Annotated in this window: 23 protein-coding genes; 20 read left to right on the plus strand and 3 right to left on the minus strand. The window is 45.6% G+C overall.

Features of this window, described 5'->3' with window-relative positions; all coding sequences use genetic code 11:
* The first annotated feature begins 63 nt into the window (after positions 1-63).
* The 3 genes from PK654_RS06990 (at position 64) to PK654_RS07000 (ending at position 3,310) form a co-directional block, all read left to right on the plus strand.
* Positions 64-1,017 carry a lactate/malate family dehydrogenase gene (locus PK654_RS06990; protein ID WP_271698486.1) on the plus strand — a complete coding sequence of 318 codons (954 nt, stop codon included), beginning with the start codon at positions 64-66 and terminating at the stop codon, positions 1,015-1,017.
* A gap of 85 nt (positions 1,018-1,102) precedes the next feature.
* A complete protein-coding gene (cobT, locus tag PK654_RS06995) occupies positions 1,103-2,131 on the plus strand; it encodes a nicotinate-nucleotide--dimethylbenzimidazole phosphoribosyltransferase (protein ID WP_271698827.1) in 1,029 nt (342 codons plus the stop codon).
* Positions 2,132-2,278: 147 nt separating this feature from the next.
* Entirely contained in the window at positions 2,279-3,310 is a 1,032-nt protein-coding gene (locus tag PK654_RS07000; RefSeq protein ID WP_271698487.1) for a succinylglutamate desuccinylase, read from the plus strand.
* Positions 3,311-3,383: 73 nt separating this feature from the next.
* Here the strand turns inward: PK654_RS07000 and PK654_RS07005 are convergent, their stop codons facing one another.
* Complete coding sequence (locus PK654_RS07005) at positions 3,384-3,956, minus strand: nucleoside triphosphate pyrophosphohydrolase family protein (RefSeq protein ID WP_271698488.1); 573 nt, start codon at positions 3,954-3,956, stop codon at positions 3,384-3,386.
* Between the two features lie 283 nt (positions 3,957-4,239).
* Between PK654_RS07005 and PK654_RS07010 the strand changes: the two genes are divergently transcribed.
* The gene (locus PK654_RS07010) at positions 4,240-5,328 is read left to right on the plus strand and encodes a sensor domain-containing diguanylate cyclase (protein WP_271698490.1); all 1,089 of its coding nucleotides are present in this window, start codon (positions 4,240-4,242) and stop codon (positions 5,326-5,328) included.
* Positions 5,279-5,659 (plus strand): MmcQ/YjbR family DNA-binding protein, encoded by a 381-nt coding sequence (locus PK654_RS07015; protein ID WP_333909659.1) that lies wholly within the window; start codon positions 5,279-5,281, stop codon positions 5,657-5,659. Before PK654_RS07010 ends, PK654_RS07015 begins: the two co-directional genes overlap by 50 nt.
* 3 nt (positions 5,660-5,662) lie before the next feature.
* Here PK654_RS07015 and PK654_RS07020 read toward each other — a convergent pair whose 3' ends face one another.
* Positions 5,663-5,896 carry a glutaredoxin family protein gene (locus tag PK654_RS07020; protein WP_271698492.1) on the minus strand — a complete coding sequence of 78 codons (234 nt, stop codon included), beginning with the start codon at positions 5,894-5,896 and terminating at the stop codon, positions 5,663-5,665.
* Between the two features lie 87 nt (positions 5,897-5,983).
* Here PK654_RS07020 and PK654_RS07025 point away from each other — a divergent pair, with 87 nt between their 5' ends.
* Complete coding sequence (locus PK654_RS07025; RefSeq protein WP_271698494.1) at positions 5,984-6,481, plus strand: M48 metallopeptidase family protein; 498 nt, start codon at positions 5,984-5,986, stop codon at positions 6,479-6,481.
* 67 nt (positions 6,482-6,548) lie between these two features.
* Positions 6,549-6,722, plus strand: coding sequence for a hypothetical protein (locus PK654_RS07030; RefSeq protein ID WP_271698496.1), 174 nt, complete (start codon positions 6,549-6,551; stop codon positions 6,720-6,722).
* A 64-nt stretch (positions 6,723-6,786) separates the two neighbouring features.
* On the opposite strand, the gene PK654_RS07035 is transcribed toward PK654_RS07030, so the two are convergent.
* A complete protein-coding gene (locus PK654_RS07035; protein ID WP_271698497.1) occupies positions 6,787-7,362 on the minus strand; it encodes a hypothetical protein in 576 nt (191 codons plus the stop codon).
* Positions 7,363-7,538: 176 nt separating this feature from the next.
* On the opposite strand from PK654_RS07035, the gene PK654_RS07040 reads away from it, so the two are divergent.
* The 13 genes from PK654_RS07040 to PK654_RS07100 all read left to right on the plus strand — a co-directional run bounded on the left by PK654_RS07040 (position 7,539) and on the right by PK654_RS07100 (position 22,915).
* A complete protein-coding gene (locus tag PK654_RS07040; RefSeq protein ID WP_271698498.1) occupies positions 7,539-9,053 on the plus strand; it encodes a DUF3612 domain-containing protein in 1,515 nt (504 codons plus the stop codon).
* A 110-nt stretch (positions 9,054-9,163) separates the two neighbouring features.
* Positions 9,164-9,586, plus strand: a complete 423-nt coding sequence (locus tag PK654_RS07045; RefSeq protein WP_271698499.1) for a DUF3859 domain-containing protein — start codon at positions 9,164-9,166, stop codon at positions 9,584-9,586.
* 184 nt (positions 9,587-9,770) lie between these two features.
* On the plus strand, positions 9,771-11,015 hold the full coding sequence (locus tag PK654_RS07050) for a sensor domain-containing diguanylate cyclase (protein WP_271698501.1): 1,245 nt from the start codon (positions 9,771-9,773) through the stop codon (positions 11,013-11,015).
* A 153-nt stretch (positions 11,016-11,168) separates the two neighbouring features.
* On the plus strand, positions 11,169-12,341 hold the full coding sequence (locus tag PK654_RS07055) for an EAL domain-containing protein (protein ID WP_271698502.1): 1,173 nt from the start codon (positions 11,169-11,171) through the stop codon (positions 12,339-12,341).
* Positions 12,342-12,980: 639 nt separating this feature from the next.
* Positions 12,981-14,282, plus strand: a complete 1,302-nt coding sequence (locus PK654_RS07060) for a hypothetical protein (protein ID WP_271698504.1) — start codon at positions 12,981-12,983, stop codon at positions 14,280-14,282.
* A gap of 24 nt (positions 14,283-14,306) precedes the next feature.
* Positions 14,307-15,713, plus strand: coding sequence for a type VI secretion system protein TssA (locus PK654_RS07065; RefSeq protein ID WP_271698505.1), 1,407 nt, complete (start codon positions 14,307-14,309; stop codon positions 15,711-15,713).
* A gap of 31 nt (positions 15,714-15,744) precedes the next feature.
* Positions 15,745-16,263: an Hcp family type VI secretion system effector gene (locus tag PK654_RS07070; RefSeq protein ID WP_271698507.1), complete on the plus strand. Its 519-nt coding sequence runs from the start codon at positions 15,745-15,747 to the stop codon at positions 16,261-16,263.
* A gap of 81 nt (positions 16,264-16,344) precedes the next feature.
* A complete protein-coding gene (gene tssB, locus PK654_RS07075; RefSeq protein ID WP_271698508.1) occupies positions 16,345-16,851 on the plus strand; it encodes a type VI secretion system contractile sheath small subunit in 507 nt (168 codons plus the stop codon).
* A complete protein-coding gene (tssC, locus tag PK654_RS07080) occupies positions 16,851-18,332 on the plus strand; it encodes a type VI secretion system contractile sheath large subunit (RefSeq protein ID WP_271698509.1) in 1,482 nt (493 codons plus the stop codon). The genes tssB and tssC overlap by 1 nt, the downstream gene beginning before the upstream one ends.
* Before the next feature lie 51 nt (positions 18,333-18,383).
* The gene (locus PK654_RS07085; RefSeq protein ID WP_271698511.1) at positions 18,384-19,751 is read left to right on the plus strand and encodes a type VI secretion system contractile sheath domain-containing protein; all 1,368 of its coding nucleotides are present in this window, start codon (positions 18,384-18,386) and stop codon (positions 19,749-19,751) included.
* Complete coding sequence (tssE, locus tag PK654_RS07090) at positions 19,748-20,170, plus strand: type VI secretion system baseplate subunit TssE (protein ID WP_271698514.1); 423 nt, start codon at positions 19,748-19,750, stop codon at positions 20,168-20,170. The genes PK654_RS07085 and tssE overlap by 4 nt, the downstream gene beginning before the upstream one ends.
* Positions 20,163-21,944 (plus strand): type VI secretion system baseplate subunit TssF, encoded by a 1,782-nt coding sequence (gene tssF, locus PK654_RS07095; protein WP_271698515.1) that lies wholly within the window; start codon positions 20,163-20,165, stop codon positions 21,942-21,944. Before tssE ends, tssF begins: the two co-directional genes overlap by 8 nt.
* Positions 21,926-22,915, plus strand: coding sequence for a type VI secretion system baseplate subunit TssG (locus PK654_RS07100; RefSeq protein ID WP_271698516.1), 990 nt, complete (start codon positions 21,926-21,928; stop codon positions 22,913-22,915). The genes tssF and PK654_RS07100 overlap by 19 nt, the downstream gene beginning before the upstream one ends.

Here is a 22,915-nt window from a genome sequence, read left to right on the forward strand (position 1 = left end):
TGTAAAAAAATTATTATCTGAGTTATTGTCTTGGGTTGTTACATACTTAACATGGAGAAGTGTATGAAAATCGGTGTTATCGGAGCCGGAGCTGTAGGTGTAGGGATATGCAATTACCTGTTAACTCTTGGTAGCGTCAGTGAACTGGCACTGCTGGATCTTAACAGGGAAAAAGCAGACGGAGAGATGCTGGATTTCAGCCACACCAATGCTCTCACGTTTAGCAAAAACACTCATCTTAAGTCGGGCGATGACTACGAAATACTGCGTGGAGCAGACATAGTGGTTATTACCGCCGGAGCTCAGATAAAGCAGGGACAGACACGATTAGATCTGGCCGAAATCAATAGTAGAATCTGCGTTGATATCGCTAAACAAACGGAAAAAGTTGCTCCGGATGCCATTCTTATTGTGGTGACTAACCCGTGCGATATTGTTACCTACTTTGTTGCTGCCAATACCAGTTATACCGCTTCTCAGGTGATCAGTTCCGGTTGTCTGATTGATACTGCACGCCTGATGACCATTGTGGCCGACAAAGCCAGCATAGACCCTAAAAACGTATTTGGTTACGTGATTGGCGAGCACGGAAGCAACTGCTTCACACCAAAGAGTTTAATTAGTATTGCAGGGCAGCCGGCGGATTACTACTGCAGCAGTAATGGCTTGTCTGCTATCGACGCTGATGAACTATTGGATGAGGTGAAGCAGGCCGGTTTTGAAATCTTTACCAAAAAGCAGAACACCACTCATGGTATTGCAGCCAGTGTGTTCCGTATTATTCAGGCTATAATGATTGATGAGAAATCAGTACTGCCGGTCGGTACCCTGATTCAGGGGCAGTACGGATTGAGTGACGTTGTGCTTAGTTTGCCAACCATTATTTCCCGCAAAGGCGCGGAGAAAATACTTATCCATCCATTTGAACCTTCTGAAACTGAGCGTCTGAACGAGATATCCACCCAGTTGCAAAGTCATATTGCCGAGGTAGCAAAAAACACAGGTTTAATGAAATAAGTTACTCTTTTATATAGCCAATTAGCCTTGTGGTCAGTACACTTTAGGGTCTGACCTATTTTGTTGCGGAAGACCTATTATGCCGATGTTAGATACCCAGTATATTCCAGCCATCTCTGAACGGATTGACCAAAAAACCAAACCTCTGGGGGCGCTGGGACAATTGGAGAGTGTTGCGGCAAAACTGGCTTTGATTCAGAGTCAGGGAAAAGAAGAGGCAGTAACCTACATCGATATCAGCCGGCCGACCATGCTGGTGTTTGCCGGAGACCACGGTATTGCGGAAGAAGGGGTCAGTATTGCACCTAGTGCGGTAACCCAGCAGATGGTACTGAACTTTCTTAATGGCGGAGCGGCTATTAACTGTTTTTGCCGTACCAATGCTATTGAACTTAAGGTTATTGACGCAGGTATCTTATTGCCTGTTGAGAGCCCAGCTAAAAACTTTATATCTCAGCGCCTTGGTGACAGAACCAATAACTTTGCCAATGAGCCGGCGATGAGTATCGAAACCGTTGAAGAGGGGCTGGCCAAAGGTAGCGCATTAGCCAAGAGCTGCATTGAGCAGGGCAGCAATATTCTTATGTTCGGCGAGATGGGTATCGGCAATACCAGCTCAGCGGCGGCGATTCTTAGTGCACTGTCCGGTAAAGATCCAAGTGTTTGTGTCGGGTACGGTACAGGCATCAGTGCCGAGCAGTTTGCTAAGAAAGTGGCTCTGGTTGGTAAGGGGGTAGAGCGCTGTAAAGGCTTATCAGCTAAGCAGGTTCTTGCAGAAGTAGGCGGATTTGAAATTGTACAGATTGCCGGTGCGATTCTGGGCGCAACAGAGAGCAATATACCGGTAGTCATCGATGGCTTTATTGCTTCCAGCGCTGCTTATGTTGCCAGCCTGATAAACCCGCACTGCCGTGATTACTATATCTTTGCCCACCAGTCCCATGAGGCGGGTCATCAGCTACTTCTGGAGCAGATGCATGGTAAACCTTTGCTGGATCTTGAGTTAAGGCTGGGGGAAGGTACCGGAGCGGCACTGGCCTTCTCACTGATTGAAGCGGCTGCTGAGTTCTATAACCATATGGCCAGCTTTGAAAGTGCCGGTGTCACGGTGTAGCAAAAGGCATATTGCTTAAAACCGCTTATTTGCCAAAGCCAGCTCACATATTTTAGATGTGAGCCATACTTTGAAAACAGAACTTATTAACATAATCTACCGAAATTAACTGGTAAAAACCTGATGTTACAACGGAGCTCGTCAGATATGGTAAAACCTTTGTTTCGTCAATCCTTTCTATACGATACTCTGGATTTAGACAATGAAATGCCCGCTCGTCAACTGGAGCTTGTGAGTGGTGCGAGCGTAAAACTGCTGCAGAGAGGGGTGCTTGAAGTCACTCCTTATGCAATGTCAGATAAAAGCAAATCTATTGTGATTTCCACCGGGATCCATGGTGATGAAACGGCGCCAATGGAGCTGATTGACAGCATCATCTCAGATATTCTAAGCGGTGAACTGAAAATCACTGAACGTTGTCTTTTCCTGATCGGTCACCCTGTTGCAACCAACAGCCACGTCCGCTTTATCGATGAGAACCTAAACCGCCTGTTTGATGACAAGCCTCATTCCGAATCACTGGAAACCCGGCTGGCAGAGCAGCACAAGAAAGTAGTGACAGAGTTCTATAACGGCACTGAAATGCATCAGCGCTGGCATCTGGATCTTCATTGTGCCATCCGGAAGTCGAGACATTATACTTTTGCTGTTAGTCCGAAAGTCACTAATGGTCTGAGCCGTAGCAGAGAACTGGTCAGCTTTATAGAGAAAGCACATATTGAAGCTATCCTGCTTTCCAATTCTCCGTCCAGTACATTTAGCTGGTATAGCGCTGAGAACTTTGCTGCGCAGGCGCTGACGCTTGAGTTAGGAAGGGTCGCGCCTCTGGGAGAGAATGACCTTTCTGTACTGGAGACGTTTGATAATGCACTTCGCGGGCTATTGAGCAATAGTATTGACGCTTTAGCTGCAAAACCGCTGACGACTTATCGGGTAACACAGACAATCAAACGTCTGCATGAAGATTTTGACTTTAATTTCAGCGATGATGTAGAGAACTTTACCGAGTTTGAGCATGGACAGGTAATTGGTCATGATGGTGACAAGCTATTGTTTGCCAAAGTAGAGCATGAAGCGGTGGTTTTCCCTAACAGAAAAGTTGCGGTAGGGCAGAGGGCTGCATTGATGGTGTCCCCTGTTGAAACCCGCTATGAAGAAGATCAACTGGTCTACGATTAAGTGGTGTTAGCTTATTTAAATAGAAAAATGCCTGACTTTATAAGTCAGGCATTTTTTTAGAACCTAGAAATCATCAAACCAGAGTAGAGAGGTCGGCAGGGCGGTAGTAAACGGACTTAAGAACCTTTCCGGCACGTACGGTTTTACTTTCTGATACAAAATCCTTGGCACATTTGGCAATAACATAGTGACCTTTTTCTATAGCCATCAGTTTAATGCCCTGCTCAGCATAAAAGGCTTCTGTTTCCTGATATTCGCCGGTGTTGCGACACACTTTACTCATATTGCTTGAGTGTACTTCATCCCAGCAGGGAACAAAGTCAATATCAAGGTTGACCGCGGCATTTAACAGGATATCAATCAGGTAACTGATGGCGATATTATCTTCAACGCGTTTCTGACCAAGGTGAACCAGACGGCCCATTAATACGTAAACACTGTCAACAATGGCATCGGCCTGTTCGATTTTACTGTCAGCCTGAGCAAGTTCTGTCAGCTCCTCAATAATCAGCGAGGTGTGTAGCGTATCCAGCTTGTCATCCATAGATGAGGCGTCATCAACGGGCAGATCAAATGTGGAACGGAACTCTTCTATATCTTTGTAGATGTGATCGTAGATTGGCTGAGTCAACTGAGTAAGCTTCATTTTTATCCCTGTGGTTTATCGGAAAACGGTAAAGCCAGCATTATAACCGTAACTTGTCGTCAGGTGCAGCAAAGCTGTCAGTTTTATAGTATGAAAACTATTATTAACCTTAATCAATGTAAGGGTAAATGCGTATGTAAGCGCTGTTTTTATACAATTCTCCTAAGTGATAAAAGTAACAACAAAACCAGAATATTTGTCTATATTTAACTAAGGCACAGTGATTAGGCAAACACTGGAGCTGCTGAGAAAAGGATTTCAAAAATTACAAAAAGGCTTTGATATGAATAGAACAAGCCAGACGGAAATGATCATTCGTCGTTTATACCAGGTAACGAGTGACTATCAAAAAGGGTTTGATACTCAACTTCTCCAGTTACTAATGCTTGGGTTAGAACAATTTAATCTCGATATCGGTATTTTCTCCAAAATTCGTAACAATAAATATGAAATTATCCAGTGTATTGCGCCTGAAGGGGTTGAGCTAAGCAGTGGTGACTGTTTCGATTTTGAGGCAACCTACTGTGAAGTAACCTGCCGGTCACTCACTCCGGTTGCGGTTGATTTTGCAGGTGAAAGTGAACAGTACGCCAGGCATCCTGCTTACCGGGAGATGAAACTTGAGAGCTACATAGGAGTGCCGATTTACTTAAATAATGAGCTTTACGGCACGCTCAATTTTTCCAGTGCAGAGCGACATAGTGAACCATTCCGGCAGAATGATGTTGATCTTATTCGTCTGATGGCGTCATGGATAGAGTCTGAACTTGTCCGCCATAAACAGGAGAAAGAGCTTACCCGTCTAAATGAAAAGCTGGCTTATCAGGCAAATTATGACGCCCTGACCAAGATTCCTAACCGCCGTTTTCTGTTTGAAACCTTAAACCAACAGATAGAAGCTCTGCGCAGCAAAGGAGCTGAGGGCAGTATTGTGGTAATCGATCTGGATTATTTTAAAATGATCAACGACACCTACGGCCATCAGAGAGGGGATGAGATTTTAGTAGAATCAGCACGTCTTCTGAAAGAGTGCACAGGTGAAGGGGATTTTATCGCCAGATTTGGCGGAGAAGAGTTTGTTGTATGGCTGCCGGATTCCAGCCAACAGTATAGAAGTAAGGTGGTGTTGCAGCTGGCGAAGGCAGTTAATCATATTTTACTGGATGGTCAGCCATTAACGCTTTCCTGTGGTGTCTGCCATTTTAGCTTAAATAGTCCTCAGCTTCCTGCCGGCAATGAGATCATCGATAAGCTGTTATCCAGTGCAGATAAAGCGCTGTATGAAGCAAAATCCTCCGGACGTGATAGAGTAGTCAGCTGTCATGAACCGTTTTTGTCTGAGGATAGTTGTGCAATTAAAGTCGCTAGTTAGTCTGTTGCTGTCGTATAAGGGCTCAACAGAGGAGTTTCCGTTCGGACCTGAGACTCAGGTGTTTAAAGTAAAAGGTAAGATGTTTGCCCTGATAGGCCGCAGGGAAGGGAAAGATTTTATTAATCTAAAGGCCGACCCCGAAGATGTTCCTTTTTTAATTGAACAATTTGAGTCTATTTCAGGTGGTTACCATATGAATAAGCGCCACTGGGTTACAGTGACGCTCGATCATTCTGAAAATGAAATTGTTTTAGAGGATTTAATTGCTAAATCCTATCAGTTGGTGGTTTCCAAACTGACCAAAGCGCAGAAGCTGGCGTTAAGTATATAGCTTCTAGTTCTTTGCGTTATACATACGCTCAAAGTTTTTCAGGTTCCAGCCAATCATAATCTGATCGCCGATTTTCAGTACAGGTACTGAGCGTGCGCCTATGGCATCAAGCTCTTTGCGGCCACGCTGCATTTTGGCATTGGTCAGACGGTACTTAATCCCTTTGGAGTCAAGGTAGCGTTGCGCATCTTTGCAGTGCGGGCATTTGTCTTTAATATATAAAACCAATCGCTTCATTAGTATGGTTTCCCGTATGTATATAGCTCTGGAATGGATACGAATTGAAACATACAATAGCGCCATTTTCCAGAATCTTAAAAAGCTATGACAGATCTACTTCGTTCAATTCAGGGTTATCCCGAACATATTGTTTCTCAGGTTCAGTCCCTGATAGATTCAGGGCGCTTTATCCGCTGGTTCGACAGCCGCTATCCCGACCGTCACAATTATAAAAGTGAGAAAGCCCTGTTTGATTACGCCACCGATATAAAGAACCGCTATATCAAAAAGGGCGCGCCGGTCAGCAAAGTGGTGTATGACGGAAAAATCCACCTGATTAATAATGCCCTTGGCCTGCACTCTTTTGTCTCCAGAAATCATGGCGGAAAACTAAAAGCAAAGAATGAGATCCGTATTGCCAGTCTGTTCAGGGAGGCTCCTGAAGCACTATTGCGTATGCTGGTGGTACATGAACTGGCACACCTGAAGGAGAAGGAGCATAATAAGGCATTTTATGCGCTCTGCTGCCATATGGAGCCTGATTATCACCAGTTAGAACTGGATGCCCGCCTGTATATGATCTATTTGCAGCTGAAAGAATAACCTGCCAAAACAGGTCTGTTTATGGGAGTCGGCTATCTAGCCATCGGCCACTATCAAAAGGTGAGCTATGCCCATTGAGATTTATATGCCGTGCGAGCCTGAAATAGTTTGTGACGGCATCAACCTGTTAATTGCCCTTGCTGCTATTGTTTTTTGCCTGCTGTTTATCCGGGTTGTCTGGCGGGAGTATCAATCCATTAAAGCTCACGGAAGAAAGAAAAACATCAGTAAGAATAAATGATAAAACCACCTGATTAACAGAGCTAAACAGGTGGTATGTATTGCTATGCGTTTTCACAGGCAGGTTACTTTATAAACCAGCAGGTAAGCAGATAGTTTTCACCGTTTTTGGCAGTAAAGTCCTTGTCATCCAGACACGCTTTTGGCTGACCATACTGATCGGTTTTCAGCAGACTAATCCAGTGACGCATTCCTTCCAGTGACTGATCAAGGCTGCCGTGACTGAAAGTGGCACAAGTCTCCATCTGAATATCGCTGATTTCTACGCTCTGACTGTTACCGTGGTTACTGCCTTTTACAAAGCTTACTTCAATATGGCTACCGTCACGCTGGCGTAGCAGTATAGAGTCAGGGCAGTCTCTGTGGCCTGTGTAAGCAACAAATTGTCCTGATTCAGACAGACCACAATGTTTGCCTTGCTTAAAGAATGCCATCAGATGGCGGCCGTTTAGGATATAGCTGGTTACTTCTGCATGAGAGCCGTTATCCAGCGGGAAAATGGTATCCAGTAGTTGCTTAGCTCTGTTCTGTTTCTCACTTAATTGCTGGCTTTTTATTGTCTCGACGGCGAAAACCGCTTCAGCAATAAAAGATCCGTTTTTATTCTGGTTGTTGGTGCTGATGTGTGCTGGCATATTCATGGTTTCGCCCTCTTTAGCTATTCCGTTAGTTGGGAAGTCCTTTAATGTTCAAGCAAGTCGTCACTGAGTTAACATTTCTTTAAACAGGTCTGATTTGTTTTCTTGCTTAGTTTGTAGCCTAACTAATTTTTGACTACAATTTCACAACAAAAATTTTACAATGTGAATTTTACAATATGAGACAGACACAGAGCTTGATCAGAAAGTCCCATTTTCTCGGTACAAAAATCAGAAATCTGAGAAAACGCAATCACTTAACCATGGAGGATCTTTCCGCCCGCTGTGTAAGGATTGATGCTGAGAATTCTCCCTCTGTCTCATACCTTTCCATGATTGAGCGTGGAAAACGGGTCCCCAGTGCCGATATGCTTGAAGTGATTGCTAAGGTTTTTCAGAAAGAACCGGCATGGTTTCTTGATGACGAACCGGAAGCACAAAACATAACGCCGGATAAAGGCAGAAAAGGGGGCATTAACGGAATTCCTCTCGAGCCGAGTTTTCTGTTTTCCAACGATATGTTGCAGATAGCGATCCCTGAGCTGCTTTCACAAACAGGAGTAAACGGACGTCAGTTTGCCCAGCTATTGATCAGGGCCTATCAGGAACACCACCAGAACCACTTTCCCGATCTGGAAAGGGCGGCAGAGGAGATAGGGCTTAAGCGTCTCAACTTGTCGGCGGAAGATATGATTGAGCTGGCTAAAGCGCAGGGGCTGACTATCAACTGGGTGGATTCAACGCCGCAGGAAGTGATCGATGAATTGGGTACTGTAAGCCGTCAGTTAATGACTTCCCATTTTGAGCCACCCGGCAATATCTATCTCAACTCCATTCTTAAGCAATATCCTACCCGGCTGAAGTATGACCTTGCTGTTTACATCGGCCATTGTGTGCTGCATAACCGGGAAGGGTTAAAGAGCGTTCTCACTATCGGCAACCATTCGTGGCGTGCTGATGATAGTGTCTCACAGGGATCTCCTATCAATCCGCAGGACATTTTGCATGCCTGGCGCGATTTTGAATCAAGCTTTTTTGCCGGTGCACTTTTGTGCCCGAAAGTACCATTTCGTCAGTTGCTGGACAGGCACGGTTATGAAGTTGATGTGCATAAAGCGATTGGTGTTTCGCCATCGGTGGCAATGCGGCGTATGACTGTAGTATCTCCTTACCCGCACTGGCATTACTTTGATGCTTATGCTCCTGGTAAACTGAAGGCCGTTTATCGCGGCAATGGTATCCCCTTGCCGTGGGGTAATATGCGCCTGGTGAACGATCCTTGTCAGCACTGGTCAGTATTCAGAATGTTATCTGATTCCCGTGAGGGTACTTGCGCCCAGATTTCCATATTGAATGTTAATGATGAGCCAAGGCTTTACTGTTGTGAATCTGTGCATGTGACTGATCCGGCGAGCAATAAAAGAGTATTGTGTGCCGGTCTTGATCTAAACCCGGCTATTGATGCTCAGGGTGGAAATGCTATCGCAATCGCCAGTGAGCTTAAGGAGTTGTGTGTTAAGGGCGGGGGAGAGGTGGTGATTCCCCGCCATATTAAGAAAGATCTGTCGACCATTTCCCGTATTTTGAATATCAACTGGGTGGAACGGGGAATAGAATCTCCGGCCAGACTTATCTGTTCCCGTGGGGCAGTTTGCCCGAGAAAGCCAAGTTGTTATTCAGAATGTAACGGATAACCATTAAACGGTAAAAGATGCAGCGATAAATTGGCTGTTTATATTTAGTAGTGCTATTTTACCGGCTCAGAAAATAAGCGTAAGCAAGGCTTAAGGGCGAATATATAAAAATGGCAAAACGTACACCTGTTGTTGAAATGAGCTCATATGGTATCTATTCAGGTTGGGATTCAAAGTCAAAGCACCTGCCGAAAATCAGTGAGTTTACTGTTCGGGTTCCGGCGGAGCTCGATGTTGAGTTCGGCTTTATCATTAACATTAAAAAGGCCAAAGGTGAGAAGATTCGTTACTGTATCTACCACCCGGGAATTACCACCGATAAAGGCGAGACACTTGCCCCTTTTGACGGCGAAGAGCATATTAACAGCAATGACTGGAGCTTCTATCTTGGTGACACCATTTGGCAACCGATAGAGAATAAAATTGGCCCGTGGCGCATGACCATAGAGTTAAACGGAGCCATTGTTGCCGATAAAACTTTTCAGCTTTATGCCCGGGATGAAGGTGAGTTCTGGAGACAGCGTGGATTCTAACTTAAATAAGAAAAACTGAGCTTTTTAAAAAATCACAAAGCGGGAAAATGGTATAAATAGCATTCACACTGAAAGCTGGATCATACTATTAATAGATTTATACTGTAACGTACATTCACCATTGTTATACTTGTTCCAAAATTGGGGTGTACCCCGTTACTGTAAAAGTAGTACAAGGTTATCTATGACAGAGCTAAATATAGACTCTTCTTATGGCGTTATCATTGTTCAGGATATGAAAGCCGTTAGTGTTGATGAAAATTATGCAAAAATCTATGGATACCGCACCCCGGAAGAGCTACTTTCCAGCATAGATAGCTTTCTTGACCTGATTGACCCTTCGTGGCATGACATTGCCCGTCAGAACTACAATGACATTATTTCCGGCCAGACAGTACCCCGTGGCCACACCTTTAAAAATGTCGATCCTAACGGACGTGAGTTTACCGTTTTTACCATAGATCACCTTATAGAGTGGCAGGGCAGACCTGCTCTTCAGGTAACTGTCATGGATCTGACCATGGTGGAAGAGGCTAACCGGCGTTTACGGGAAAGTGATCTTAAATATAAGCGCCTGATTACCCGCTCTGGTCAGGGCATTCTGGTACACCGTAACTTTAAACCTCTGATGGTAAATGAGTCATGGGTTAAAATGATGCGTGCCGAATCCATTGAAGCCGTGATGAACAAAGATTCAGTACTGGATGTTGTTGAGCCTGAAAGCCGTCAGACGGCAATAGAGCGCAACCAAAGCAAGCTGTCAGGAGAAACCGTCGAAAGTGAGAGCAATGTGTTTGCCAATATCTGTTATGACGGCACTAAACGTTACTTTAATGTCTATGACAACCTGATTGAGTGGGATAATGAACCTGCTATTCAGGTGGTTCTGGAAGATGTTACTGAAAAGGTAATGCTGGAAAAAGAGCTGGCCTACAAAGCCAGCCATGACCAACTGACGGACCTTCTTAACCGTTTTTCTGTTTATGAGTGGCTGAAGGAACAGCAGGCGACGGCAGAGACCATGAGTTGTATGTTGATGGATATCGATGATTTTAAAAAGATTAATGATACCCATGGCCATATGGCAGGTGATAACGTTATCGGCACTTTCGCATCCATTATCAAATCTATAGTTGAAGGCAAAGGTGTAGCCGGACGCTGGGGCGGAGAAGAGTTTATCGTTTTTCTGCCGGATGCCAGTGAAGGTGACAGCCGTAAGCTGGCTGAAAAGCTGTGCAAATCATTTAACGAGATTATTTTTGAAACTGCTGACAGCCAGTTTAATGTCAGCGTTAGTATCGGTTTTAGTTATTCAGATGGAAGCTATTCTGTTGGCAAAAAGGGTAAAGACATAGAGAGCCTGATTAGAGATGCCGATGATCGGCTGTATCAGGCTAAGTCACAGGGTAAGAATCGGGTGGTTGGTTAGGCAGAGCTGTAATCAGATCATCAGGTTATACACTCTTCAGTAGCGTATCAAAATTAAGACAAGTACAAACCGAGCCTCTGCTTAGTCGACAAAATGCATATCGTGAATTATACGTTTAGTTAACCCAATTAAACGTCATTCGCAGATAGGCTTATGAAAATAATAATAATTGAAACAGAGCAACTGACACGACAACTTATCCAGAATTGTATCGGAACTCAAGCCTATAGCCTCTCTTCCTTTTCGTCTGTTTATGAAGCACTGGATTACGTCCGTCAGCAGACATCTCCTTTTATCCTTTTAAGTGAAATCATCAGCTCAAGAGACTTTGATCTGGCCAATATGTATATGATTCTTCAGATGAAGAATTTCAGGGGTATCTTATTTCTCAGCCAATACAGTGATGACATTATTTCTACTGCAAAGCTGATTGCTAATGATCTGGGCTTCAATAATATAGATGGTCTGACGCTGCCTGCTGAAAATCAGGCGATACGAAATAAGATTTCTAAAATCGTTGAGCTGGATAAGATTGTCTGTATGACGCCGGACTACAGGGAACCTCTGTCCAGAAACCACATACTTGCTGCTCTTGATAATGACAGCTACGAACCTTTCTTTCAGGCTCAGGTCAGTTCTGATTCAAGGCAAGTAACAGGGTTTGAGCTGCTCGCCCGCCTTTCATGTAACGGTATGATTTATCTGCCTTCAGAATTCATTGGTGTACTGGTGCAGGCTGAGAAGATATCGGACTTTACCTGCAAGTTACTTAAAAAGTCTCTGCGACTGTTGCGGGTTGTAGATGCTTTTGACGGTAATCTCTCGGTTAATGTTGATTACCAGTCGTTGAGTGAGCAGGACTTTGCCGGACGTCTGTTAGATATAGTGAGACGTTTCAATTTCCCGGTAGAGAGGCTGACCATTGAAATAACTGAAAACAGCCCGGTCATCAATATCTTTGTTATGCATAACTTAAATGAGTTCAGAATCGCCGGTTGTAGCCTGTCGATTGACGATTTTGGTACCCAGAACTCAGGGTTTACTGAGCTGCTTAAATTACCCTTCTCAGAACTGAAAATTGACCGAAGTTTTGTCTGTGATCTTAAAGATTCGTCACGCGCCTATAAGGTGGTTAAAGCTTTGGTTGCTGTTGCTGACTCTCTCGATTGTAGGGTAGTAGCAGAAGGGGTAGAAACTGAACATCAGGCCGATATGCTGCGCGAATTGGGTGTTGGCTTTCAGCAGGGGTATCTTTATAGCAAGCCTCAGCCTATTGTTGATATCTCGAATCAGGCTCTGTCTGAGCCGTTAAAAGTACTAAACTAGCATAACTTTAAATTCTGCTTATCGAGTTCATTTAGCTATATATTCACTGGTAGGAGTTGTTAAATCGGGACTCTTTTCTGTAAGGCGCAAATTATATTTTGCTAAGATTTATACACACTTCATTAACCTATTAATTCTGTACCAGTTGGTTATTTTATCAAACCATAATAAAGCTTAAACTAATATTGGTGACCAAAATATAAACATATTAGCAAAAGATGATGATGTGACCTAAATCTCATTTCGAGTCAAAACTCTAATTTGCAATAAATAATCCCGTTTTATGGAAAATGTGACCTAATAAGTCATTTATATATCTGGTTTGGTCAAATTTTAACTGACTCATTCTCAAGGCAAACGTTTGCCTTGTGGTTTTTGTCCGTATCATATTGATATATATGATAAATAAAGAAGTTGAATAAAACGTTCAGTACTATTTGTTTAAATTTGTGAACTGTGAAGTTTGCCTTTTAAATTAGGGGCTTCTAATTTTATTTTGTGGTCTGAACAGTAATTTTTGTATAACAAATATATTTACAATAATTATCAATTGTTGGATGGTGTAACTATATAAGCAGTAGGTTGCTTGACGAATGAAATAAGTCGTACTAAGAGAAAATAAATTTTGGAGAAGGCCCTATGCAATTTAAAGTTTATAAGCGTCGCATAAAAGATAAATTTTACGGCAAAACGACGGACACAGCCGTGGGCGTTCAGAGTATCGAAATGGCCGATGCGCGAATGGGAGCCATGTATATGCTGGCTAAAACTGACTACCATAAGTTACCGGCGTTTTCAGCTTCCCATCTGTTCGATAACTTTGTTGTCGGTTCAGAGCCTCTTTCCGATTTAAAAAGCATCTCTATGTCTATTATCGATAAAACGGGTGCCGCTTCTAAAACCAAAGCACTGATTGAGAAAAGCAATGCAGGTAAGAAGCTTGTTGAGACAGTTTCTGTTGTAGGCGAAGCAACCTCTGCCGTTATTCAAAAGATTAAAACTTACATCTCTGAGTTTTTCAGAGGGTTAGTAGAAAAAGCTAAGCTGGTTTATGGCGATGTGCTGGAAGATTTAGGCTGGTTTGCTGAGTATGCAGGCTGGATGGTGGCAGAGTTTGCCGGCAACCTTTCAAATCTTATTCCGGGTTGGGGTTATGTGCAGAGTGCAGTAGACCTCTATTCTGGTGTTAAACAAGCCATCTTTAAATCAAAAGATCTTATTACTCAGATGTATGCGGGACGTGGTGTAGAGCTTCTTGGCGGACATCCGAGCATTATTGCCAATGCACTGGCGCGTCACTCAGCAGTTGGTCTGATGGGTGGACTAAAAACCACCGCAGTGGCAGCAACCAAAATTGGCTTAGAAGCCGCAGGTGATGCCTTCGCCGGTGTCGGTACTCTGGTTAGTGCCCTGTCGGGTATGTTGGAGCGGGTAGTGGCTTTCTTCGACTGCATGATTCAGCGCAGCCTGGTACGTAAAGTTCTGAAAAAAGCACGCAAAGAGTGGGATAACCGTAGTTCTTCAACCAGCATGCTGAACGACCATAAAACTTTCTCAGAATGGTTCCAGAGTGCGGTAGTGACTACACCAATTATTGCGGCACTGGTCATGGGTTCAGGCTTTGTTGCTCACCCGATGAAGTTCCTTTCTCTGCTGAGCAGTACAGAGATCGCCAGTCAGGCAGAATATGATAAAGGCGTCAATTATATAGAAAAATTGAAAGATTTATCCGCTTCGTACGTTCAAGAATATGCAGACGGGTATAACGTTGAGTTTCGCAGCGAGGATGGCATTGTTGCCGCCCGCTTAGCTGAGCTGCACACAGGTAAGGGTGTTTTGCATGGTGAAGAGTTTGTGGTTGAGTCAGTCACCAGAAACGGACTGGGCGCCATTGCTAAAACAGCAACTGCCTTTGTAACCCATAAAGAAACTACCGTTTAATAATTAAATCAGGTGAATTAAAACTTGTTATTTGCCAAACAAAATATTGAACAGCTTCTGGCTCCCATCTCTGATGAAGCTATATGTGGTGTCTACCTGAAGGGGGACAGAAGCCTGTATCGCCCGCTGAGGAACGAGTTTAATGTGGCGTTAACGTCGCTGAGAAAACTGACTCAGAATCCCGATGCGAGCGAGCTTGAAGCGTTACACGAAGAGAACATCAATAACTGGTCTGCTATTTCTGCCAGCCTGATGAAGACCTTTAGCAGCCAGTCGCGTGATGTAGAGCTGATTGGCTGGATGCTGGCATCGCAGATTATTCTGGATACCAGTATGAAGAGCTTCTCTGTCACCCTTGACTGGTTCAGCCAGCTGGCAGAATCGAGCTGGGATGCCCTTCATCCGATATTGCCGGAGAAGAAGCTTAAATCCGAGACGGAGAAAGGGCGACAGGATGAGCGTTGCGAAGCGCAGCTGAATGCGTTTACTCAACTGCTGGGTGAGAATGAAGAGAGTAGCCTGCTGTATGCGCCCATCCTGATGATGCCGATAGTGGGGCAAATCACCTTTTATCAGTACCAGAGTGCAGAGAAAAGAGGTGAGCTTAGTGTTCTGAGGCAACAGGCAACCAGAGAGGCTCAGAGTGCACGGGAAGAGATCCTTGCCTTACTTGCCAATATAGCGGCTGCTGAGACTGGCCTCGAACACTTGGTACAGGTGACCAAACGCAAGGCGATGGAGCACGGCGTCAACCCGCCAAACTTCCGCTCTGTACAGTCGTTGTTGGATAAAGTCAAAGGCGCGGTGACGCAACTGACTGGCTTAAGGCTGGCAGAGAAAAGCGAACCAGCCCCGGCAGTTGCAGAAGCGCAAGCGGAGCAAGTAACGGCCAGCTCGCCGGAAAGTGTCAGTGCTGATGCGGTTCAGGCACCGGTTGACCAGCAGAGTGAAGATCAGTCTGGTTATTCTCAACAGCAACTAACGGTTAATAATATGCGTTCATTGTCGGAAGTGGCTAATACAAACAGTATGAACCGGGATAAAGCGTTTCATCAGCTGCGTGAGCTGGCGGAGTTCTTCCGGGTCAGTGAACCTCATAGCCCGGTATCATTTTTAATTGAAAAGGCGATTCGTTGGGGCTATATGCCGCTGCCGGATCTGCTCAATGAAATGATGGCAGAAAAGCAGGGAGATACAGATTTGATCTTCAGCCTTGCCGGCTTAGATCAAACAGAACAGACAGTGTTACCGGACGTTGCCGGTTACGCTATCAGTCAAAAGAATGAGTTTGCCCCGGCTTCCGGTGCGAACCACAATCATCCGGGTTCGGGGATGTCAAAACAGTCAGCAGAACAGCCTGCTGATACAGAACCAAAACAACAAAGTGAAACCAAGAAAGCGTCCGGCTCATCATCGAGTTTGCGCTGGTAATTTTTCAACAATTAAAAGAGAGTAGATCATTATGGCAAGTATTTATATGCGTATTGACGGTGTTGATGTTAAAGGCGGTGCTACGGTTGAGGGCCTGGAAGGTACAGGTTGGTTTGCACTAAGCTCCTATAGCTGGGGTGGTGTACGTAACGTAGCAATGGACATCGGTAACGGCAACAATGCTGACTCAGGCATGGTTGCAATGAGCGAAGTAAACATCTCTAAGCAAGTAGATGGTGCTTCTGAAGACCTATTATCTTTCCTGTTCAACCCGGGCAAAGAAGGTAAGACAGTTGAGATTGCATTTACTAAGCCTGAACCAACAGGACAGGGTGCAATTGTTTACTTCCAGATTAAACTAACTAATGCACGTCTTGTATCTTATAACGTAAGTGGTTCTGACGGTGCTCAGCCATACGAAAGTGTTGCACTTTCTTATGTTGAGATTTCTCAGAAGCACAACTACGAACTGGAAGGCGGTGAAATGAAAGATGGCGGTATTGTGACGTATAACGTTCCACAAGCTAAGCTGTTATCTGGCGCTAAGTAACAAAAAAGACGAGAATAAAAGCCCCGGGCAGTCTGTCCGGGGCTTTGATCAGTTAAAAATCATAACAATTAGGAAATTGTCATGGCATTAAATTCACAACATAAACGTGTAAGCAAAAACAGAGTAAGTATTACTTATGACGTTGAAACAAACGGAGCTGTAGAAACTAAAGAGCTGCCGTTTGTCGTCGGTGTCATTGGTGATTTCTCCGGCCACAAACCAGAAGACCAGAAAACTGACCTCGATGAGCGTGAGTTTACCGGCGTAGACAAAGATAATTTTGATTCAGTAATGGGGCAGATTGGCCCTCAGCTCTCTTATAAGGTTGACAACAAACTTGCTGACGATGACAGCCAGTTTGAAGTAAATCTCTCTTTTAACTCGATGAAAGATTTTCACCCGGAGAGCGTGGTTGAGCAGATTGACCCGCTTAAACAACTGGTTGAGACCCGTAATCAGCTTAAGGTTCTGCTAAGCAAAGCAGATCGTTCACGCGATCTGGAAAAACTATTGAAAGAAGTACTGCAGAGCACAGAAGCGATTCAGGGACTGGCAGAAGAACTGGGCGTTGGTAAAGGAGAAGAGTAATGTCGACTGAACAGCAAAACAGCCCTGAACAAGGGCAAGAAACAGTAGAACAGCAGAGCATTCTGGAAAGAGCGATAACCGCTACGGCGCAGACGCCGGTTGATACCACTAAAGAACTGCTGGGTATTCTTACTTCTCAGGCGCTGGAAGGTACAGTGACCTGGGATAAAAACCTGACCCTGACCATTGAGAAAGCGATTAAATCTCTTGACGCTAAGATTTCTGAGCAGCTGTCAGATGTAATGCGAAATGATGACTTCCAGAAGCTGGAAGGCACATGGCTTGGCCTGCAGAAGCTGGTTAAAAACAGCGAGCTGGGTCCGGATCTTAAAATCAAACTGGCTGACTACACCAAAGATGAGCTGTTAGAGCAGTTTGAAGATGCACCTGCCATTGACCGCAGCCGTTTCTTTACCATGGTGTATCAGGAAGAGTTCGGTACAGCCGGTGGCCAGCCATACGGTGCGCTGATTGGTGACTACGAGTTTGGCTACGGTGACGAAGACGTCGCACTGCTTCGCTATATGGGTGAAGTGGCTTCAGCATCTCACTCTCCGTTTGTTGCGGCGGCAGATGCCAGCATGTTTGACTTCAACTCATTCGGTACATTTGCCGATGGCAAACCTGTCGCGGCAGGCTTTGACTCACCAGCTTACGCAAGCTGGAATGCATTCCGTGCCAGTGATGACTCCCGCTATGTGGCACTGACTCTGCCTAAAACCATGGCTCGCCTGCCATACGGCGCAGACACGGTACCTGTGAAATCGTTCGATTTTGAAGAGCTGCCGACTAAAGCCAACGGTAACAAAGAAGTGAACTCAGACAGTGATTTTGTCTGGAGTAACGCGGCCTATGATTACGGTTTGCTGATGACTCAGGCATACACTCAGTTTGGCTGGTGTACAGCAATTCGTGGTGCCGAGAATGGTGGTAAAGTTGAGAACCTGCCAAACTTTACTTATCAGTCTGATGCTGGTGATCTGCTTCAGCAGTGCCCGACAGAAGTTAACCTGACAGATGAGCGTGAAAAAGAGCTGAGTGATCTTGGCTTCCTGCCACTGGTTCACTATAAAAACAGTAACTACGCTGTTTTCCTTGGTGCACAAACCGCACATAAGCCTAAGACTTATACCGATCCTGATGCAACGGCTAACGCTGCAATTTCTGCGCGCCTGCCATATACAATGGCAAGTAGCCGTATCGCTCAGTATCTGAAAGTAATGGGTCGTGACCGTATCGGTTCAAACCTTGAGCCGGCTGATGTTGAAAAGGATCTGAATACCTGGATTCATCAGTACGTTAACCCGAATGCCATCGGCAACGAAGCGAAAGCCAGACACCCGCTGGTTGAAGCGAAAGTAACTGTTGAAGAGCAGGCCGGTCGTCCGGGCGCTTACTCTGCGGTTGCTTACCTGCGTCCATGGCTGCAGATGGAGGAGTTGACGACTTCACTGCGTATGGTTGCAAACATACCTGGTTAACCGCCATATTCAGGGGCGAAAGCCCCTGAATAGCTTTGAATTGGAATTTGTATGAAGAACCCGGAAATGCGCTCAGAACTGGAAAACATTTTAGGGAAAGAGGCGCTGGCAAAGCTGGCTCAAGCCGCTTCGGGTCAGGACAGTATTCAATTTAAAGCTATTCTAACTACTCTTATCTCCCAGATTGACCGCAGACTCAGCAGCCAGTTGTCTGAAGTGATTCAGCACGATGACTTTAAACAGCTGGAATCCAGCTGGAGAGGCGTACATGGCCTTTGTACTCTACCTGTATCCCAGAGACGCATCAAAATAAAGATGCTGGATGTCAGTTGGTCACGTTTTTCTGCCGATCTTAATCTCTGCTTCGACCTAAAACGAAGCCTGATTTACAAAAAAGTGTATATGCAGGAGCTGGACACTGCCGGAGGTAATCCATACGGAATGTTGATGGTAGACCACAAGGTTTCTGTTGATATGGCGGACGATGAAGAGTTTGATGATCTCTATACCCTTCAGCTGCTGGCTGAGATAGGTGAGCGCGCCCTTTGTCCGGTACTGCTTGGGGTTCACCCGCACTTCTTTGGAGATGATCAAAACCGTCAGCTTCATGATAGTTCGCGTATCAGACGTATTCTCGACAGCCGTGATTTCCAGAGCTGGCAGCTACTGAGAGAGGTTAACTCAGCCCGGTTCCTGCATCTGGTACTTCCCGAGTATTTTCAGCGTTCAGGGTGGAAAAACTGCGCGGCAGGGTTTGTGTTTAACGAGAGCTACTCAGAGCAGAGTACTTTGTGGGGCAATCCGGTTTATCTGCTGGCGGGTAATGTATTGAGAGAGTTTGACCGTATCAGCTGGTTTGGATTCCTCCGCGCCTATGATGAGCAGGGCTCTTATGGCGCGATTATCCCTGAGTTTGCCAACCGTAAGGTGCAGGGCAGGGTAGAGATCTTTAGTGAAGATGACGGCTTCTGGGCCGAGCAGGGTTTTGTTCCCCTCTCCAGCCTCTACCTTTCTGAACAGAACGGATTTTTCAGCAATCAGTCGGTGTGGAAAGCACCAAATGAAGCGTCGCGCTTGCTGGGAATGTTACAGACTAACCTGATGGCCTGCCGCTTCGGCCACTATATCAAAGCCCAGATACGCGACCAGTTGGGGAGTTACGATAGCGCGGATGATTGCCGCAGAAGCCTTGAGAAGTGGCTGCGTAACTACATCAGTGAAGTCGATTATGGCGAAGATGCGGTAATGGCCCGTTATCCGCTTAAATCCTGCGATATTGAGTTAGTGGAAGACCCGCAGGATAAAACCCGCTATCTGTGCCGCATCACCCTGCAGCCTCAGTATCAGTATGAAATTCTGGATGCTCATATTGTGTTGGCGACATCTGTATCTGATATGGAAGTCGGGGAGGTGGCATGAGTCTGGTAGCTAAATTAAACAACAACTGGAAAAACAACAGCGACGATATTCGTGACTCGATTATCGAAAACATCTGCTCACTGATTTCCAGCCGCGCACCTGTCTGGCCTGAATCTGCAGATCTCTCTCAGTTTGACGGAACCATAGCCACCCTTGGCCTGCAGAATGTGGCGCGTTCACAGAGTAAGGCCAACAGTGAGGTGGTGCTTCAGGATATTACTCAGGTGATCCGCAAGTTTGAGCCACGGCTGAGTCAGGTAGAGCTTGAGCTGGCAGAAGAGAGCATAAAGCAGAACCGCCTGCAGTTCAGAATTTCCGCTGTGATGAATACCAGTCAGGGGAGTGAGGCCATTGTGCTTGATTCATTCCTCGATTTTGGAAGTAGTAAACTGGATATAAGGAAGTCTAATCTTGTCTGATTCACTGTTATCGTATTTTGAGCAGGAACTAAGATTTATCCGTGAAGAAGCGGGCGAATTTGCCGCCCGCCATCCGGGAACCGCTGATGCGCTCGGTATCCGCAATGAAAGTATTGATGACCCGCAAATTGCCCGTTTGGTCGAAAGCGTAGCGCTGCTAAACGGCAGGTTACAGCAAAGGCTGGATGACAGCTTTCCGCAACTGACAGAAAGCTTGATCCGTTTGCTGTACCCCCATTATCTGAGGCAGATCCCATCATATAGCCAGTTGAATATTGAAATAGGCGATGATGCCAGCGCAAGACACCCGATCCCGAAAGGAACCGAATTTGAAATTAAAGACAGTGACGGTTCCGCTGCTATCTTCAGAACGTCGCGCGACTTGACCCTGTACCCGTTAAAACTGGACGAGGTTAATGTTCATTTTGCCCCTTTTAAAAATCAGAAACCGCGCGGTGCAGAACATGCAAAGGCTCTGATTGAATTTGATATTTGTGCTGTGGATGAAGGGCTGGAAGTGTGTGAAATCAATCCGGACTCACTGCAGCTTAACCTTCGCGGCGACTCAGGCTTTATACTGCGCTTATACGACCTGCTATTTCACTCTGTATCACAGGTGTGTGTAAAAGCGGGCGATAAAGTAGTGCCTCTGGGACGTGATGCCCTGCAGAGCTCAGGCTTTGATATTGATGAAGCAATGCTGCCTTATAACCCGGTTACTTTTGACGGCTATAAACTGCTGACGGAATTCTTTATGTTTCCGGATAAGTTTAACTGTCTGAAACTGGATCTGAACAGTGCAGTTTCAAAGCTTGAGGGCAACAGCTTTACGGTACAGTTATACCTTTCTGAGCTTTCAGTAGATCTGGCACGGGCACTGAGCCGGGATAACTTTTCCCTTTACACGGTTCCGTTGGTGAACCTGTTTAACACCACAACAGAGCCGTTGACTATAGACTTCAGCCGCAATGAATACCCTATTGTGGTGGATGCCTCAAATCCGACTGCCTGTGAGCTGTTTTCCGTCGATAAGGTGCTGGATGTCTCGCCATCAAAAACGCTTGAAGTACCGCAAATTTACAGCAACAAATTTGCCGCTGACAGTGCCGGTCTGCACTGGAATCTGGTTCAGACCATAAAGGAGAGCGGCAGGCTGGCCAGCAGCTTTCAGGTGGCGGATCTGGAAAATAACTGTCTGGCTGACGATGAAAGGGTCTGGGTGGCGGATGTTACCTGCTCCAATGGCAGCAGGGCTGCTCTTTTACAGGCCAGTAGTGAAATTCGCTGCCGCGACTCACTGACCATTCCCGGTGAAATGACACTGGCGAAAAGGCCGACAACACCGGTGAGTAATCTGGACGCCAAGAAGAGTGCCTGGGTACTGTTATCCCATCTGCAGTTCAATTATCAGGCGATACTGGGTGCAGAAGATCCTGTGGCCAACCTGAAGCATGTTTTCCATCTGTATAACCATAATCAGAGCCCGCAAAATGTCGCCTATATTGAATCAGTAACCGCTATTGAGCAGGAGCATGTGGTGGCTCCCATCCGCTTGTCCGGTAAATCTTGTTTTGCCTACGGTACCCGTATTGAAGTGACACTAGACGACAAATCCCTTAACGGAGGTGTTGAACTGTTTTCAGCCATGCTGGATCGATTCTTTAGCTACTTTTGTGGCTTTAACAGTTTTACCCAGCTGGATATCCGTCTGCAAAGTAAAGAGGGTATCTATAAAAGCTACCCGAGGAGATCAGGATGCAAAAACCTGTTATAGATCTCCTGCTTTCTGACGGCTTTGATAAACAACTGCATAGGGCATGGCAGTTGATGAAGCACCATGCCCAGAGTATGGGCAACCGGCCAAAAGTGCGCTTTATAAGCGAAGATCTTCCCGCTTATTACAGCTCAGAAGTGACCGCCGTCTATCAGAAGCCGGCAAACGGCTGGGTGATTAAAACCAGTGTTCCGGCTTTGTCTGGTAATCAGGGTGTGTTGCAGCGTTCCATGAACAAACAGGCACTCTCTGCACTGTTTGATGAGGGCAATGAAGCGCCGCTGGATTTTTATAACTCTTTCAATAACCGCTATTACAGGCTCTACTGTTCCAGCATGATCAAGCATAGCCTTGTGGATCTGATGGAAGAGGAGACCTTTAGCTGGAACGCACAGAATTATCAGAAATCCATCTCAGATATGTTGGTCAACCTGACCGGTGCAGGCAGCCAACTGAGAGATATCCCCACTTCACACCTGATTCAGTATACCGGCACAATAGGTATGAAACTGACCTGTCCGCGTGTGCTGAAAAACCTGCTTAAAGACTACTTCTGCTACGAGTTTGAAGTCGAACATTCATCGGTTGAGTATCAGCCTTTGACCGCCTGTTCGCTTACCCGTATCGGTCAGGACGGACAGAATCAGGCTCTTGGTATGGGGGCATTAATCGGTCAGAGCGCGGCAATGGCAGGGCAAAAGCTGAGAATAAAAGTGTGTCCCGCCAGTTACCGTCAATATCAGGAAATAAACAGTAATCCCACGCTGATCCGCGCCATTTATCAAATGATTAAGGTGTATCTCGGCGTCAATATTCTTTTCAGTTTGCATATGAAAGTGAACGGCAGTTACCTTCCCGGCCTTAAGCTGACTCATAACAGAGAACGCGGTTTAAAGCTGGGCGAATCCGCATGGATGGAAGGAAAAAACAGTGTCACTCAATATGTGGAATTGCCACTAAAAGCGAGCTAA

This window comes from Vibrio sp. SCSIO 43137, from assembly GCF_028201475.1.
Lineage (GTDB): Bacteria > Pseudomonadota > Gammaproteobacteria > Enterobacterales > Vibrionaceae > Vibrio.

Coding starts and splice junctions, on each gene's coding strand:
- cobT (WP_271698827.1), top strand. CDS start 1,103: ATGTTAGATACCCAGTATATTCCAGCCATCTCTGAACGGATTGACCAA.
- PK654_RS07010 (WP_271698490.1), top strand. CDS start 4,240: ATGAATAGAACAAGCCAGACGGAAATGATCATTCGTCGTTTATACCAG.
- PK654_RS07040 (WP_271698498.1), top strand. CDS start 7,539: ATGAGACAGACACAGAGCTTGATCAGAAAGTCCCATTTTCTCGGTACA.
- PK654_RS07000 (WP_271698487.1), top strand. CDS start 2,279: ATGGTAAAACCTTTGTTTCGTCAATCCTTTCTATACGATACTCTGGAT.
- tssE (WP_271698514.1), top strand. CDS start 19,748: ATGAGTCTGGTAGCTAAATTAAACAACAACTGGAAAAACAACAGCGAC.
- PK654_RS07055 (WP_271698502.1), top strand. CDS start 11,169: ATGAAAATAATAATAATTGAAACAGAGCAACTGACACGACAACTTATC.
- PK654_RS07050 (WP_271698501.1), top strand. CDS start 9,771: ATGACAGAGCTAAATATAGACTCTTCTTATGGCGTTATCATTGTTCAG.
- PK654_RS07015 (WP_333909659.1), top strand. CDS start 5,279: ATGAACCGTTTTTGTCTGAGGATAGTTGTGCAATTAAAGTCGCTAGTT.
- tssB (WP_271698508.1), top strand. CDS start 16,345: ATGGCATTAAATTCACAACATAAACGTGTAAGCAAAAACAGAGTAAGT.
- PK654_RS07025 (WP_271698494.1), top strand. CDS start 5,984: ATGACAGATCTACTTCGTTCAATTCAGGGTTATCCCGAACATATTGTT.
- PK654_RS07030 (WP_271698496.1), top strand. CDS start 6,549: ATGCCCATTGAGATTTATATGCCGTGCGAGCCTGAAATAGTTTGTGAC.
- tssC (WP_271698509.1), top strand. CDS start 16,851: ATGTCGACTGAACAGCAAAACAGCCCTGAACAAGGGCAAGAAACAGTA.
- PK654_RS07035 (WP_271698497.1), bottom strand. CDS start 7,362: ATGAATATGCCAGCACACATCAGCACCAACAACCAGAATAAAAACGGA.
- PK654_RS07100 (WP_271698516.1), top strand. CDS start 21,926: ATGCAAAAACCTGTTATAGATCTCCTGCTTTCTGACGGCTTTGATAAA.
- PK654_RS07005 (WP_271698488.1), bottom strand. CDS start 3,956: ATGAAGCTTACTCAGTTGACTCAGCCAATCTACGATCACATCTACAAA.
- PK654_RS07060 (WP_271698504.1), top strand. CDS start 12,981: ATGCAATTTAAAGTTTATAAGCGTCGCATAAAAGATAAATTTTACGGC.
- PK654_RS07020 (WP_271698492.1), bottom strand. CDS start 5,896: ATGAAGCGATTGGTTTTATATATTAAAGACAAATGCCCGCACTGCAAA.
- PK654_RS07085 (WP_271698511.1), top strand. CDS start 18,384: ATGAAGAACCCGGAAATGCGCTCAGAACTGGAAAACATTTTAGGGAAA.
- PK654_RS07070 (WP_271698507.1), top strand. CDS start 15,745: ATGGCAAGTATTTATATGCGTATTGACGGTGTTGATGTTAAAGGCGGT.
- PK654_RS06990 (WP_271698486.1), top strand. CDS start 64: ATGAAAATCGGTGTTATCGGAGCCGGAGCTGTAGGTGTAGGGATATGC.
- PK654_RS07045 (WP_271698499.1), top strand. CDS start 9,164: ATGGCAAAACGTACACCTGTTGTTGAAATGAGCTCATATGGTATCTAT.